14 protein-coding genes are annotated in these 14804 nt (G+C 72.1%); 5 read left to right on the top strand and 9 right to left on the bottom strand.

Translation table 11 applies throughout. The features are described 5' to 3' along the window. Positions 1 to 37 precede the first annotated feature (37 nt). Genes SCA03_RS08890 through SCA03_RS08880 form a run of 3 tightly spaced genes read left to right on the top strand, consistent with a single transcriptional unit; the run spans position 38 to position 2273 of the window. Positions 38 to 1126, top strand: coding sequence for a Gfo/Idh/MocA family protein (locus SCA03_RS08890; protein WP_086817768.1), 1089 nt, complete (start codon positions 38 to 40; stop codon positions 1124 to 1126). 10 nt (positions 1127 to 1136) lie between these two features. Continuing rightward, positions 1137 to 1955 carry a DODA-type extradiol aromatic ring-opening family dioxygenase gene (locus tag SCA03_RS08885; protein WP_051855270.1) on the top strand — a complete coding sequence of 273 codons (819 nt, stop codon included), beginning with the start codon at positions 1137 to 1139 and terminating at the stop codon, positions 1953 to 1955. Between the two features lie 39 nt (positions 1956 to 1994). Next, positions 1995 to 2273, top strand: coding sequence for a hypothetical protein (locus SCA03_RS08880; RefSeq protein ID WP_030873791.1), 279 nt, complete (start codon positions 1995 to 1997; stop codon positions 2271 to 2273). Positions 2274 to 2393: 120 nt separating this feature from the next. On the opposite strand, the gene SCA03_RS08875 is transcribed toward SCA03_RS08880, so the two are convergent. Both SCA03_RS08875 and SCA03_RS08870 read right to left on the bottom strand, forming a co-directional pair. Next, complete coding sequence (locus tag SCA03_RS08875; RefSeq protein ID WP_030873793.1) at positions 2394 to 3347, bottom strand: aminotransferase class IV; 954 nt, start codon at positions 3345 to 3347, stop codon at positions 2394 to 2396. Between the two features lie 174 nt (positions 3348 to 3521). After that, the gene (locus SCA03_RS08870; RefSeq protein WP_051845807.1) at positions 3522 to 3875 is read right to left on the bottom strand and encodes a winged helix-turn-helix transcriptional regulator; all 354 of its coding nucleotides are present in this window, start codon (positions 3873 to 3875) and stop codon (positions 3522 to 3524) included. Positions 3876 to 4363: 488 nt separating this feature from the next. Here SCA03_RS08870 and SCA03_RS08865 point away from each other — a divergent pair, with 488 nt between their 5' ends. After that, positions 4364 to 5254, top strand: coding sequence for a 2OG-Fe dioxygenase family protein (locus tag SCA03_RS08865; RefSeq protein WP_158102349.1), 891 nt, complete (start codon positions 4364 to 4366; stop codon positions 5252 to 5254). Between the two features lie 55 nt (positions 5255 to 5309). Here SCA03_RS08865 and SCA03_RS08860 read toward each other — a convergent pair whose 3' ends face one another. The 5 genes from SCA03_RS08860 to SCA03_RS08840 are packed head-to-tail and all read right to left on the bottom strand — an operon-like array spanning position 5310 to position 12470. Beyond that, positions 5310 to 6092 (bottom strand): SDR family NAD(P)-dependent oxidoreductase, encoded by a 783-nt coding sequence (locus tag SCA03_RS08860; RefSeq protein WP_030873802.1) that lies wholly within the window; start codon positions 6090 to 6092, stop codon positions 5310 to 5312. 58 nt (positions 6093 to 6150) lie between these two features. Further along, on the bottom strand, positions 6151 to 7434 hold the full coding sequence (locus SCA03_RS08855; RefSeq protein WP_212766677.1) for an MFS transporter: 1284 nt from the start codon (positions 7432 to 7434) through the stop codon (positions 6151 to 6153). A gap of 17 nt (positions 7435 to 7451) precedes the next feature. Continuing rightward, positions 7452 to 9176 carry a hydantoinase B/oxoprolinase family protein gene (locus tag SCA03_RS08850; RefSeq protein ID WP_086817766.1) on the bottom strand — a complete coding sequence of 575 codons (1725 nt, stop codon included), beginning with the start codon at positions 9174 to 9176 and terminating at the stop codon, positions 7452 to 7454. Beyond that, positions 9173 to 11236: a hydantoinase/oxoprolinase family protein gene (locus tag SCA03_RS08845; protein ID WP_086817765.1), complete on the bottom strand. Its 2064-nt coding sequence runs from the start codon at positions 11234 to 11236 to the stop codon at positions 9173 to 9175. Before SCA03_RS08845 ends, SCA03_RS08850 begins: the two co-directional genes overlap by 4 nt. 22 nt (positions 11237 to 11258) lie before the next feature. Then, positions 11259 to 12470, bottom strand: coding sequence for an FAD-dependent oxidoreductase (locus tag SCA03_RS08840; protein ID WP_086817764.1), 1212 nt, complete (start codon positions 12468 to 12470; stop codon positions 11259 to 11261). Between the two features lie 64 nt (positions 12471 to 12534). Here SCA03_RS08840 and SCA03_RS08835 point away from each other — a divergent pair, with 64 nt between their 5' ends. Continuing rightward, on the top strand, positions 12535 to 13428 hold the full coding sequence (locus tag SCA03_RS08835) for a MurR/RpiR family transcriptional regulator (RefSeq protein WP_030873811.1): 894 nt from the start codon (positions 12535 to 12537) through the stop codon (positions 13426 to 13428). A 78-nt stretch (positions 13429 to 13506) separates the two neighbouring features. On the opposite strand, the gene SCA03_RS08830 is transcribed toward SCA03_RS08835, so the two are convergent. Continuing rightward, a complete protein-coding gene (locus SCA03_RS08830; RefSeq protein ID WP_141275289.1) occupies positions 13507 to 13989 on the bottom strand; it encodes an MFS transporter in 483 nt (160 codons plus the stop codon). 76 nt (positions 13990 to 14065) lie between these two features. Next, positions 14066 to 14743 (bottom strand): TetR/AcrR family transcriptional regulator, encoded by a 678-nt coding sequence (locus tag SCA03_RS08825; protein ID WP_030873815.1) that lies wholly within the window; start codon positions 14741 to 14743, stop codon positions 14066 to 14068. Between the last annotated feature and the right edge of the window lie 61 nt (positions 14744 to 14804).

The following is a 14804-nucleotide window of genomic DNA, read 5'->3' as shown; positions in this document are numbered from 1 at the left end:
CGCCCTGCATTCCTGCCGAGCAGATGAGGATCACGAGATGAATCTTCTGCGCAGCGACACGCACACCCCTCTCGTGCACGCGATTATCGGGTGCGGTCGCGTCGCCCCGAATCATGTGGACGCTTTCTCGGCGGCCGGCGGTGTCGTCCTCAAGTGGGCCTGTGACCGGGACATGGAGGCGGCCCGGTCGCTGGCACGCTCCGGACGGATATCCGCCGTCACCACCGACCCCGCCGAGGTGTTCGCCGACGCGGAGGTCGACAGCGTCTCCATCGCCGTCGACCACGCCCAGCACGCGCCACTGGTCGCCGCGGCCCTGCGGGCGGGCAAGCACGTCCTGGTGGAGAAGCCGCTGGCGATGAGCGACGCCGAGGGCGCGGAGCTGGTGGCCCTCGGCGAGCGCACCGGCCGCGTGCTGTCGGTCGTCTCCCAGCACCGCTACGACCCCGTCGTCCAGGCGGTGCGCAGCTGGCTGGCGAAGGGGCTGCTCGGGGTGCCCGTGGCCGTCGACGTCACCCTCCAGTGCGGCCGGACGGCCCCCTACTACCGGGACAGTTACTGGCGCGGCACGTGGGCGGGCGAAGGCGGTTCGGCCCTGGTGAACCAGGGGTACCACGCGCTGGACGTGGTGCGCTGGCTGTGCCGGGGGCTGGAAGTGGTCGGCGCCGCCGCCGGTTCGGGGCAGCTGCGGGAGGCCATGGAGACCGAGGACACGTTCGCCGCTCTGCTGCGGAGTCCGGCCGGAACGCTGGTGACCTACAGCGTCACGGTCGCGAGCGTGATCTCCTGGCGGACCCGGATCGGCGTCGTGGGCTCGGCGGGAACCGTGCTGTTCGACCTGGACCACCCCGGCACCCTGCACCTCGTCGACGGCGGTGAGGAACTCGTGACGGCGGCCCGTGCCGAGAAGGCCCGCGCCACCCGCGAACAGCCCTCCGGCATCGACTACTACGGGATCTCGCACCGCCTCCAGGCGGCCGACTTCTGCCGGTCCGTGCGCACCGGCGACCCGATGACCGCCAGCGGCGCGGCGGGGCTGGAGACGCTGCGGCTGCTGACGCAGCTGTACCGGGCCGGAGGGGGCCGCCGGGGCGAGCCCGTCGCGCCGGCCGGGCCCGCTCGCTGAGGGCCCGGCGATGGCGCAGATCGTTGCGGCGGCCGGTGTGCCGCACACCCCGGTCTTCCCCGCGCTGGCCCGCGGCGGTACGGAGCAGGGCCACGACATCGCCGCCCGTTACCGCGCCGTGGAGACGGTGGTGGCGGGGAGCGACGCGGATGTGGTCGTGATCCTCAGCTGCGACCACATCAACACCTTCTTCCTCGACGCCTGGCCCACGTTCGCCGTCGTCGGCGCCGATCGCGTACGCGGCCCCAACGACGAGGTTCCGGGCGTGTCCGCGGTGGAGCTGAGGGTGGCCGGGAAGCTCGGTGCACAGCTGCACGAACGGCTGGTCCTCCAGGAGTTCGACCCGGTGCTCTCGCGTGCGGCCACGGTGGACCACTCGATCGTCGTCCCGCTGCACTTCCTCAACCCGCACGGCGTGCCCATCGTGCCCGTGTACATCAACGGCATGGTCGGTCCGCTGCCGACCGCGCACCGCTGCCGCCGCCTGGGAGCCGCCGTCCGGCGCGCGCTGGAGGATCTCCCGGCCCGCCGGGTCGCCGTGGTGGCCAGCGGCAGCTTCTCCCTCGACGTGGGCTCGCCGCGGATCGATCCCGACCGGATGTACGGCGTCCCGGCGCCGGAGTGGGCCGCCACGGCGGTCTCCCATCTGCGCCACGGCCGCCTGGACCGGCTGTCACAGGAGGCGACGGCGGAGCAGATCGCCGCCGCGGGGAGCGTGTCCGGGGAGATCCTGCCGTGGATCGTGATGGCCGAGATCTGCCGGGACCTGTCGGTGTCGGTCATGGACCACCGCGAGGGCGAGGGGCATGCCTTCGCGGCCTGGCAGTGAGGCGCGGGGCCCGCAGACGACCGGTCCGGAGGTGACCCGATGTCCGTCCACGAGATCAACCGGCTGTGCTACCGCGCGTCCCACGATCCGGAGTACCTCGCCGCGCTACGGGCCGAGCCCGGCCGCCAGCTCGCCCTGCTGGATCTGGAGCCGGAGGAGCGCCGGGAGCTGCTGAGCGGCGACGTGCTCGCCCTCTACCACCGGGGCGTGCACCCGGTGCTGCTGGTACGCCTGGGCACACACCGGCTGCTGGGCCTGACGCCGGAGCTGTACGCGCGGCGCATCACGGCGGACCGCGACGCCCCGCCCCCGTCCTAGGCCGTGTCCTCACCGTCGTGCCTGCCCGGCGGTGCCGGCGAACCGGCCCTCGGCGGCACGACGGCGGCGGCGCGTTCCGGGTGGGAGGCGCCGCCGCCGGCCATCAGGGCGGACGGTGCGTCAGGCGCTGCCCGGTTCGACCGCGGTGAGCCACGCCTCGTGTGTGCTCAGGGCGCCGCGCACGGCCTGGTGGTAGAGCGATTCGACCTTCCGCGTGACCGGCCCGGCCTGCGCTCCGTCGCCGATGGCGAAGCCGTCGACCGACACCACGGGCAGGACCTCCGCCGCCGTGCCGAGCAGGAACACCTCGTCGGCGAGGTACAGCTCGGTGCGTTCGATGCGTCGGGTCCGGGTCGGAATGCCTGCCTCGGCGGCGAGTTCGAACACGGATCTGCGGGTGATGCTGTCCAGGATGCCGCTGCCCGGATCCGGTGTGCACAGCGTTCCGTCGACGACCATCACGATGCAGGCGCCCGAGCTCTCGGTGACTTCGCCGTTGGCGTTGACGAACACGGGCCAGTCCGCGCCGCGGCTGCGGGCGTCGATCGTGCCGAGGCGGCCGTTGTGGTAGTTGGAGAAGACCTTCAGCCCGGCGGGCGAGGCGCTGCTGTTCAGCCGCGGCCAGGAGCTGACGGCGAGCGCGCAGGTCTGTCCCTGCCCCAGTTTGCTGGTGAAGTCCCAGCTGTCGATGACGACTTCGGCCCGGGTGCCCGCCGGGACCATCTGCTCACGGTGCAGACCGGCCGCGAATCCCCAGGGCCGCAGGTAGACGTCCCGGCCCGGTGCGCCGACCCGGGCCAGCAGCCCCGCCGCCGCCGCGGTGAGTTCGTCCGCGTCGAAGGAGGGACGCAGCGAACCGAGCCGCAGCGAGTCGACCAGCCGCCGCATGTGGTCCCGCAGCCGGAATCCGAGCAATTGACGGCGCGTCGGGCTCCAATAGGCGTGCACTCCCTCGAATGCGGCCGAGACGGACGCGTGTCCCACGGCATTGACGTGCACCACGGCGTCGTCCCACGGAATGAATTCACCGTCTCTCCAGATCACACGCCCCGGACGTTCAGCCGGCATCGTCATGCGGACCCTCCATCCCTCGGCTTCCGCCGTAAATGCGACATGCACGGATCGGCCTCGCTGAGTGATTCCGCTGGAACGCTACGCGTGCGGCAGCGGGCGCACAACGACGTACTCCGGAGTACGTCCCCCGCCCGACTTCCCCGCTTTCTTTCCGGGCCGTCCTGCCCTCCGGTGTCATCTGGCCAGCCGGTCGAATTCGGCCGGGGCACGCACGAGATACTGCTCGCGTTCCTTGCTCCATTTGTCGATGTCTTCGATGAGTCCCCACAACTGCCAGCCCAGTCCGGTCAGTGCGTAGGGCGGCGCCTCCGTTCGGCCCCGCCCGCCCGGTGCGGTCAGCGGGCCGTCCAGGTATCCGTCCCGCTGGAGCCGGTAGACGGTCTCGATGAGGACCTTGTGGTTGATGCCCTCCAGGTGGCGGTGCAGGTCGTTGAACCGGCAACGCCCTTCGGCCACCGCGTAGATGACCGGGATCGACCAGCGTCTGGAGAGGGTGTCCAGGACCTTGGCAATCGGCCGGTCAGCCATCCGCTGCAACGCGGGAGCAAGCATCCTGTCTGTATACCCCAAGGGATTCCACCGCCCGCAGAGGTTCACGTCGCTTCTGCCATGGGCACCGCGCCGTCGGCACCGTCACACGCGTCGTCCCCGGACGTCTCCGGCCCGGGGACAGCGGGGGTGCGGGAGGCAGCGGTGTCTGTACGTTCCGCCCGTGACGTTCAGTATGGTGCCGCCCGCGCCCCCGAGCATCTGTCGTATGACTGGGGCATCGGATACGTCCCTATGACGGGGGCATGGCGACGGCCGGTGCGGCTCGGCCCTCGGCCCCTCCCCCGGCCCACCGTGCCGGGCTGTTCGGCGGGGTGCCAGGGCCGGCCGGGTGGGAAACGACCGGTGCCGGCAGGCGGCGTTGTCCGCGGGTGTGGCAGGAGGCAAGCTGTGGGGCGGCGCGGCCGGAAACCGCACGTCGCGGCGTCGCGTCCGCGCCTTCCGCACGATCCTTGACGGAGGACCTCTTGGGAGACGACGACCTGGCGTCCCTCGCCGCCGACGGCCCCCGCCCGCACACCGTCCCCCGTGACCGGGCCACCCGGGCTCCGGCCGGTGCCCCGCACGGCGGCGGCCTCGACGGGCCGGCCGGCCACCTGCGGCACAGGGGCTTCGCACGCTTCCACGCCGCGGAGCTCGGTGTGGACCCGGACGCCCGCACCGACGACCTCCAGCAGATCGCCGACGTCTGCACGCGGCTGCCGCGGGATCCCTACGCGCCGGACAGCAACCGGTTCCGCCGCTACTCGCACGCGGTCTTTCTGCCCTGGACGGATCAGCTGTCCTTCGTGCCCGGTGCCCCCGACGCGGAACACGGCACGGTCACCGAGTACTGGCAGGACGAGCACAACCCGGAGTACCCCAACATGCGGCGCAGGCTCCCCGACGTGCCTGCCGCGCTGCGGGAGAACGCGCTGCTGCTCGACCTGATGCGCGCGGATCTGGCGCAGGCCCTGTGGCTGGAGGAACTGCACCACGCGCCCGTCTACGTCGGTGTGCACCTGATCAAACTGGCGGTCGGCGACCGCACCGATGCCGCCGTGCCGTCCCCGAACTGCCTGCACCAGGACGGCGGTTCGCCGGCCACCTTCACCTTCGCCCACCTGATCGGCTGTGCGGACATCTCCGGCGGGGAGAACGTCATCGCCCGGGCCTCGGCCGCCGGCCGGCAGCCGGAGGACCTTCCCGACGACGCCGTCCTGGCCCGCTTCACCCTCACCGAACCCCTGGACGGGTACGCCGTGCACGACCACCGGGTCAGCCACTACGTCGGCCCCGTGCGCCTGGCCGGGCGGGCGCACAGCGGGCAGCGCAGCATCCTCATCATCGGCATCGCCCCCTACGCGCCCCGCATGTGACGTCCGCCGACGCGACGGGGTTCCCACGGCCCGGCACGGTCCGGTGCACGTGCGCTCACTCCGCTGACATCGCGTGGTTCATCGCGAGGTTGCTCGCCAGCAGGCCCCCGTCGACCGGCAATGTCACTCCGGTGATCCAGGCCGCGTCCGCCGAGGCGAGGAAGGTGACGGCGGCGGCGATGTCCGCCGGCTCGCCGACCCGGCCCAACGGGTAGTGGGCGGCGACGCGTGCGAGAACCGGGCCGCGGTCGTCCCAGGCGCCGGTGCGGGTCGTGCCGGGTTCGACGATGTTCACCCGCACCCCGCGCGGGGCGCAGTCGACGGCGAGGGTGCGGGTGAGGGAGGCGAGCGCGGCCTTGGCGGCGCTGTAGGCGTGGTCGCCGAAGTGGCGTTCGGCGTTGACCGAGCCGATGTTGACGACGGCTCCCCGGCCGCCGGCCGCTGCCAGGTGCGGCAGGGCAGCGCGTGTGCAGCGGTAGGCGCCGTGCAGGGTGACCTCGAAGTCCTCGTACCAGGGGGCGTCTTCGTGGTCCTCGAAGCGTGCGGGGTCCGGGTGGCACGCGTAGGCGTTGTTGACCAGGACGTCGAGGCGGCCGAAGGAGTCCACGGCGTGGGCGACCGCCGCTTCCACGGCGGCACGGTCGGTCACGTCGCAGGCGTGCGGTTCGGCTGTGCCGCCGGTGTCGCGGATCGCGGCGGCCACCCGCTGTGCCCGGGCCGCGTCCCGGTCGGTGACGAGCACCTGGGCGCCCTCCCCCGCGAAACGCCGTGCCGTGGCCTCGCCGATGCCCTGGCCGGCGCCCGTGATCAAGACTCCGTAGCCGTCGAATCGCGTCATCCGCTCACCTTAGGAACAGGCGGGCCGGGACGGCCATGGTGCGATCCGGGCTCCGTCGTCAGTCCAGGACCCGTCCCCTGGTCTCGGGCATGAGCCAGATGAACAGCAGGGTCAGGACGGTGCAGACCGTGACCACCGTGACGATGGCCATGCCCAGTCCGATGCTCGCCGCCGCCCAGCCGATGAGTGCGGGGCTGAACGCCGCGACGCCGCGGCCCACGTTGTAGGTGATGCCGGCGCCCGTGCCCCGCGCGTGTGCCGGGAACAGCTCGGTGAACAGCGCGCCCTTGCCCGACGCCTGGGCCGCGATGAAGAAGCCGACCACGAGTGCGAGCATCAGGTTGTACCAGAGCGCGTCCACGGGTATCGCCATGAACAGGAAGCCGAACACCGCGGTACCCAGGTAGAAGACGGTGAAGGCCCAGCGGCGTCCTATCCGGTCGTGCAGGCGGCCGCCGAGCACATAGCCCAGCCAGTTGCCGACGATCATGAACCAGACGTACAGCGCCGTACTGCTGACGCTGAGCCCGCGCTCGTCCTTCAGATAGAGCGGGATCCAGGTCTGGAGCGCGTAGGTGCTGGCCAGCCCGGTCGCGCCGAACAGCGTGCCCAGGACGGTGACTTTGCGCAGGGCCGGGGAGAACAGTTCGGCGAACGCGCCCTTCCTGTGAGGTTTTTCGGGTGCCGTGTCCGCCGCCGGTGCGTCCGCGGCGGCGGGCCCGGTACGCGTCCGGGGGATGTCGCGCAGGCTGCGCCGGATGACCAGCGCCACGAGTGCGGGCAGGATGCCGACGGTGAACATGACCCGCCAGGCGACCGTGTCCGGCAGCCAGGCGTGGCTGAGCAGATAGGAGAGGTTCGCGCCCGCCCAGCCGACGGCCCACGCGGACTGCACCCACGCCAGTGCCCTGCCCCGGCGTTCCGGTGCGGCGTACTCGGCCATGAGCGCCGCGCCCACCGGCCATTCGGCGCCGAAGAAGAAGCCTTCGAGAGTGCGCCACAGCAGGAGGGACTCGAAGTTCTGCGAGGTGGCGGTCAATCCGGTGAACAGGGCGTATCCGCAGATGACCAGGAGGAGGACCTGCACCCTGCCGAAGCGGTCGGCGAGTCTGCCGCCGACGACGCCGCCGACGGCCGAGCTGAGGAGCGCCGCCGAGGTGGCCAGTCCGCCCTGTCCGGTCGTCAGGCCGAAGGCGGCGATGATCCCGCTGAGCGCCAGGGGGAACATCTGGTTGGTGAAGCCGTCCAGGCCCCAGCCCGTCCAGGTCGCCCAGGTCACGCGGCGGGCCAGGGAGGTGTCGGGCGCCGGGGCTTGTTGCCGGGTGGCCGGTGTGGTGGTCATGCCTGCACTCCGTTCGGTCACTGCCGGCCGGGCTCGCTCGCCCGTCCGAGCCCGTAGAGATCGTGTGCCGCACGTTCGGTGATGCGTCCGTTGCGCAGGTCCTCGCGCACCAGCTCCGGGTCGCGGTCCGCCGGTGCGCCGAAGCCGCCGCTGCCGGGGCTCTCCACCCTGAGCACGTCGTCCTGCCGCAGGCGTACGCCCGAGATCCTGCCGCCCGGCAGCTGCCGCTCGCCGTCCCGACCCGGGTTGACGACGAACCGGCCGGGGCTGCCGTCGTGTCCGCCGCTCAGCCCCCAGGGCCGGGTGGTCTGCCGGTCGGCGTGCGCGGAGAATTCGGCGCCGTCGCCGAGGACGCGTACGTCCCTGCGCACGCCGAGGCCGCCGCGGTGGGTGCCGGCGCCGCCGGAGTCGGGGATCAGCTCGTAGGTGTCGACGAGGAGCGGGTACTCCTGTTCCAGCGCCTCGATGGGCAGGTTGGAGGAGTTGGTGATGTGGACCTGGACGGCGTCCAGGCCGTCCTTGGTGGTCCGGGCGCCTCCGCCGCCGGCGACCACCTCGGGGTAGACGAAGAAGCCGTCCTCGTGCTCCCCCGAGAACGTCACATAGGTGACGGTGCTGTGGCCCGCGGCCGGTACCCGGTCGGGCAGGGCGGCGGCCAGCGCGCCGAGGACGACGTCGGCCACCCGCTGGCAGGTGTCCGTGCGGGCGGTGACGGGCGCGGGTTCGCGCGGGTTGACGATGCTGCCCATGGGGGCGGTGATGCCGACCGCGTCGAAGAAGCCGCCGTTGGGCGGGATTCCGGGGTCGAGGACGGCCTTCAGCGCGTAGTAGACGGTCGCTTCCAGCGCCGGGCGCACCACGTTGATCCCGACCGCCGCCTGCGGGCCCGTCCCGGCGAAGTCCAGCGCGACGCGGTCGCCGCTGACGGTGACCGCGACCGCGATCCTGGTGCCTTCGGCTCCGGCGGCTCCGCCCTCGTCCTCGGCTCCGGTCTCCGGCGGGTCCATCAGGTCGCTGAAGTGGTAGGTGCCGTCGGGGACCTCGCGCAGGGCGGCGGCCAGTCGTTTCGCGGAGTGGTCCAGGAGGTGCGCGGTCGCCGCGCGCACCGTCGGGGTGCCGTGGCGCCGGTGCACCTCGCACAGCTGCCGCTCGCCCACTTCCACGGACGCCAGCTGCGCGAGCATGTCGCCGCGACGCTCGTGCGGCAGCCGCGAGTTGAGTTCGACGAAGGCGAGCGGGGCCTGTTCGATGCCGTCGGCCGTGGCGAACCTGACCAGGGGTATGCGCAGCCCTTCCTGGAAAAGGGAGTCGGAGTCGCCCGCGTTGCTGCCGGGGACCCGGCCGCCGATGTCGGAGTGGTGGGCGATGTTGGCGCTGTAGCCGACCAGTTCGCCGTCCACGAAGACGGGCTTGACCATCGTGAGGTCGGGCAGATGGGTACCGCCGCCGCGGTACGGGTCGTTGGTGAGGAAGACGTCTCCGGGCCGCACGGTCAGCTCGGAGGCGAGCAGTGCGTCGATCAGGCCGGTCATCGAGCCCATGTGGATGGGCATGTTCTCGGCCTGCGCCACCAGTTTGCCCTGCGCGTCGAACAGCGCGGTGGAGCAGTCGGAGCGCTCCTTGATGTTGGTCGAGTAGCTCGCCCTGCGCAGCACGGCGCCCATCTCCTCCGCGATCGTCACCAGGGACGCGCCGATGACCTGCACCGTGATGGGGTCGGGGGTGTGCGTCTGATTCCTCAACGCTGCTCCACTTCGATGACGAGGTTGCCGTACGCGTCGACGAGCGCGGTCGCGTCGGGTGTGATGACCGTCGTGGTGTCGAGCTGTTCGACGATGGCCGGGCCCGGCAGCCGGGTTCCGGCACGCAGCCCCGCGCGTTCGTAGACGGGGGTGTCGAGCGGACCGGTCTCGTCGAAGTCGACCTGGCGGCGGTCCACCAGCGCTTCGCGGGGGTCGGATCCCGCTGCTATGGAGGGCAGTTCCGGTTTGTCGACGAGCGCGGCGGCGGTCAGCTGGATCTCGACGATCTGCACCCGCGCGTCGGCGTGTGCGAAGCCGTAGCTCTTCGTGTGCTGTTCGTGGAAGGCGGCGACCATCTCGGCGACGGCGCCGGGGCCGAAGCGTGCGGTGTCGATCGCCTGCCGCGGCAGCGGCACCGACAGCTCGAAGTTCTGCCGCGCGTAGCGCATCCGGGCCTCCCCGGTGATCCTCGTCTCCGCGCCCGGCGGGGCCTCGGCCGCCAGCCAGCCGCGTGCGGACTCGTGGGCCTCGCGCAGCGCCTCGTCCAGCTTCCCGGGGTCGTGCTCGTCCGCCTCTTCCAGCACGGCGCGGGGGAACTCGGCGCGGATGTCGGTGACGAGCAGGCCCAGGGCGCACAGGGTGCCCGGGTTCGGCGGCACCACGACGGTGCGCATACCGACCTCCCTGGCGACCTCGACCGCGTGCAGGGGGCCGGCGCCGCCGAAGGCGACCAGGACGTAGGCGCGCGGATCCTCGCCTGCTTCGACGGAGACCTTGCGCACGGCCCCGGCCATGTTGACGGCCGCGATCCTGCCGATGCCGCGCGCGGCCACCTCCCGGCCGGTCGCCATCGCCTTCGCGACGCCGTCCACCGCGCGAGCGGCCGCTTCGTAGTCCACGGCGAGCGCGCCGCCGAGGATGTGGCGCGGGTTGAGCCTGCCGCGCAGCACGTTCGCGTCGGTGACGGTGGGCCGGTCGCCGCCGCGCCCGTAGGCGGCGGGGCCCGGCTGGGAGCCGGCGCTGGCCGGGCCGACCTCCAGCGCTCCGCCGGAGTCGACGTGGGCGATGCTGCCGCCGCCGGCGCCGACGGTGTGGATGTCGAGCGAGGGGGTGCGCACGGGCCGGCCGTTGATCCGGCGCTGCGTCGAGGCCACGGCCTGCCCGTCGCGCACGAGGCACACGTCGGTGCTCGTACCGCCCATGTCGAAGGTGATCAGGTTGCCGAAGCCGGCCTGGCCCGCCACGTGCGAGGCCGCGACGACGCCGGCCGAGGGGCCGGACAGCAGGGTGGTCACCGGGTAGCGGGCCACCGATTCCAGCGACATCATGCCGCCGCTCGAACCGATCACCTTGGGCGGGACCGGCACGCCCGTCGCCTCGATCCGGTCGGCGAGCCGCGACATGTAGCGGTTGATACGCGGTCCGACGTAGGCGTTGACCGCGGCCGTCGAGAACCGTTCGAACTCCCGGAAGACGGGGGCGATGTCCGCCGAGGCACACACGTAGACGTCGGGCAGCGCGGCGCGCAGGCGGTCCGCGATCTCCCGTTCGTGGCGGTCGTTGCGGTAGCTGTGCAGGAAGCAGACCGCGACCGCCTCCGGGTCCGCCGCGCGGATCCGCTCCACGACGGCGTCGGCGTCCCGGCCGCTCAGTGGGGTACGTACCGTTCCCTGGGCGGTCATCCGCTCGGTGACCGTGTGCACCAGCGATCTGTCGACCAGCGCGGGCGCCTTGTCGGCGTCGAGGTCGTAGAGGTCGGGGCGCTGCTGGCGGCCGATCTCCAGTACGTCGCGGAGCCCGGCGGTGGTCACCAGCGCGGTGCGTGCCCCGTCGGACTCCAGCACGGTGTTGGTGGCCACAGTGGTGCCGTGCCCGAGGTATCCGACGTCGCCGGGTGCCGCCCCGGTCCGTTGCAGGATCGCGCGGACCCCTTCGGCGACGGCGACGGACTGGTCGTCGGTGGTCGAGGGCAACTTGTGGATGTGGAACCGGCCGTCGGCCGTGTCCAGGGCCGTGACGTCGGTGAAGGTACCGCCGACGTCGATGCCGATACGGAGCATGGAACCCTCCTGCGGATGAGGATCAGGACAGCCGCGACAGCGACAGATGATCGACGGGGATGCCGGTGCGGCCGTCGAGCAGCAGATCGGCCGCCGCTTCGGCGAAGACCGGCGCCAGCTTGAAGCCGTGCCCGGAGAACCCGCCCATGACCAGGACGTGGGGCCGCCGCGGGTCGCGGCCGATGATGCCGTGGTTGTCGGCGGTGTAGCCGTCCATGTAGGTGCGGACCGCGGTGGGCCGGTCCGGCAGGCCCCGCAGGCACCGCGCCACGGCGGCCGACACCCGCGGGGCGTAGTCGGGTTCGACCACGGGATCCAGCCGGTCGGGGTCGTCCACGGGCGACTTGGGCACGTGCAGATTGACCTTCACCCCGCCGCCGACATCGGGGAAGAAGGAGAAGCTGTTGTCCGCGCCACTGCGCCGGATGCCCACGGGAAAGCGCCCCGGGGCCCATTGCGCACCGGCGTCCTTCCCGCCGGTGTCGAACCAGCACAGCACGGCGCGGCGGATCTCGACCTCGTCGGCGAGCCCGGGCACGCTGCGGCCGATCCAGGGGCCGGTGCACAGGACGACCTGGTCGAACTCCTCGACCTCGACGCCGTCCCGGGCCCGCCCGCCGGCCCCGCCCGGGTCCGGGGAGAGGCCCCGCGCTGGCGGTCCGTGCCGGTAGTGGACGGCCACGCCCGTGCCGGTCTCGACGACGTCGAGGACGGTGGTGCGGGTGTGCAGCGCGGCCCCTGCCTGCTCGGCGAGCCGGGCGGCTGCGACCACGGCGCGGTGCGGATCGAGCAGCCCGCCCTCCCGGTCGAGCAGCACGATGTCGTCCTCGAAGAGCCGGTGCTGGGGGAACCGCCGTTCCATCCGGCGGCGGTCGAGCTGTTCGACGTCCAGCCCCCACTCCCGGGCCACCCCGAGAACGGTACGCACGTCGGGGTCCTGCGCCGACCCGACGGTCAGCGCCCCGCACGGGGTGAGCAGCGGGGTACCCGTCCGGTCACCGAGCCGTTCCCACGCCTTCCGCGCCTCGCGCAGCAGCGGGACGTAATCGCCGCCCTCCTTGTAGGCGATACGGAAGATGCGCGTCTCACCGCCCGCAGCGCCGCGTCCGTGGCCGATGTCGAACTGCTCGAACCCGGTCACCGGCACGCCGCGGGAGGCGAGTTGGTGGAGGACCTGGCTTCCCATGGTGCCCACGCCGATGACGGCGACGCGCGGCTGCGGGGATGGTTTCATCGCTGTCTCCGCGGAGTCGGGAGCGTTGACCCGAGGAACGTAGCATTCACTTCATGGGGGGACAATGGACAACGTGAACACTTCATCTGACACGCTGGCCGAGCGCATCCGCCGGGCCGGACCGCTGGCGAGCGGCGAACGCGCCGTCGCCGCATATCTGCAACGGCACCCCGAAGAAGCGGCCGTCTCCTCGGCGGCCAAGCTCGGCAAGGCCACGGGGACCAGCGACGCCACCGTGATCCGCACCGCGCGCAAGCTCGGCTTCGCGGGCCTCGGCGACCTCAAACGCAGCCTCGTCCAGCACCTGGCACGACGCCGCGATCCCGCCCAGGTCCTCGACGACCGGGTACAGCGGCTGCACCCGGCACACGCCGCACTGCAACCCGTCATCGACGCCGGACGCGCCCTGCTCGGCGACGTGCCGGCGCTCGTCGACAGCACCGCATGGACACGCGCCGTGGACGTCCTCAACGAGGCCGAGCACGTGTGGGCCTACGGCATCGGCCCCGGCGCCGCCCTCGCCGACCAGTTCGCCCTCAGCCTCCGCCGCGCGGGCAAGGCGTCCGACGCCTGGACAGCCACCGGATTCCGCCTCGCCGACGACCTGTTGCGCCTGCAACCCGCACACGCCGTGGTCGTCATCGCCCCGCTGCGCCTCTTCCGCGAGATCGGCATCGTCCTCGACCACGCACACCGCACCGGCGCACACAGCGTCCTGCTGACCGAGGCCACCGACGAGGCCAAGGACACCCGGGCCGGAACGGTGCTGCCCCTGCCCGACTCGACCGAGGGAGCCGCCAACGAACTCCTCGCACCGCTGGCCCTCCTGCACGCCCTCGTACTCCAACTGGTCACGGCCCAGCACGCATCCGCCGTCGACCACTACCAGCGGCTCAACACCCTCCGCACAGAGATCACCGGCACAGAACTCGACCTCAGCAGGCTGCCGGAGCCGTGACATGCGGGTGCGCGGGGTGACGGCGTCGGCACCTGCGCCCGCGGCCACGACACCACCGTCACCCCGGCCATCCGCACCCTACGGAGACGTCCCCTCGACAGGCGTGTCGGCAGGACGGTTCATGAGGGCGGTGGGGGCGGCTGCGGCTCGGTGATTCCTGATTCCCAAGCAGCACAGCGCCGCGAGGACGGCGAAGCCGAGAGGCAGGAGCAGTGTCCAGCGCATGGCGGAGACGAACCCGTGATTGAAGACTTCGGTGCTCAGCTGTTGCATCTGCTGCCCCGCGGCTCCAGCTGTCCCGGTGTTCCCGGGAGCCTGGGCGAACAGGCCGCTGTCGCCGACGGCTTCGAAGCTGTCGACGAATTCCTGACGGTGGGCGCTGGGAAGGCCGGCACTGCGGCGGAGGGCTTCGTCCGTGAGGGTGTGGTGCAGCGTGGCCTGCAACAGGGCGCCGACTGCGGCGGTGCCCAGCGCCTGGCCCAGTTGCCGGGTGGTGTTGAAGACGCCGGAGGCCGCGCCGGACAGTTCGGGGCTCACGTCCCCGACGGCGACATTGGTCATCGTGGTGAACAGCAGACCGATGCCCGCCCCGATCGCCGCGACGGCCGGCCGTCGAAAGGGGAGCTTGGGGTGGGCGTTACCGCGTGTGGGGGTCGGTCGCGAGGATGCCGTTGAGGAGGGTTTCGATGCTCCAGCGGCGGCGCTCGGTGGGGGTGCCGGAGACGAGGTTGTCGGCCTGGGCGCGTACGTGGGGCAGCGTGTCGGGCGAGGCGGTGGCGAGTGCCTGGCGTAGCTGTATCCAGTCGCGTTCGGCGTTGGAGTCCTCGCGGCGGGCGGAGTGTTCGGCGGCGGAAGCGGTGGAGCGTTGCAGCAGGATGTCGACGCCCCAGGCGGCCTGGCGGTCGGGGACGCCGCCCTCGTTGAGCAGGGCGAGCAGGGATTCCACCAGGGCGAGGTAGTTCTCGCCCGCGGGCCGCGCGGTCAGCGCCGCCTGGGCGAGCGCCGGGTGGGCGAAGAGGACCTGCTCGTAGCTGGCGAGCACCGAGTCCAGTCGCTCGCGCCAGTCGGCGCCGGGATCGGCACTCAGGTCGACGCGGCCGAGCAGCCGGTCGAGGATCGCGGCGTGCAGTTCGGCCGTGTTGGCGACGTACACGTACAGCGAGGCCGGGCCGGTGTCGAGGGCCTGGGCGAGCCGGCGCATGGTGACGCGCTGGAGGCCCTCCTGCTCCATCAGCAGGACGGCCGCGTCGATGATGCCGTCACGGGTGAGGGCAGGTTTTGCGGGCCGCTCGCGGCGGCTCTGCGGAGTGGGCATGCCCGGATTCTACGTCGAAACACGTTCGGTTCGAACATGTTCGCTCCGGGTCAGGCTTCCA

The sequence above is a fragment of the Streptomyces cacaoi genome (assembly GCF_006539165.1).
GTDB lineage: Bacteria > Actinomycetota > Actinomycetes > Streptomycetales > Streptomycetaceae > Streptomyces > Streptomyces cacaoi.
The sequence above is the reverse complement of the archived record's forward strand: the minus strand, read 5'-3'. Positions and strand labels throughout refer to the sequence as shown.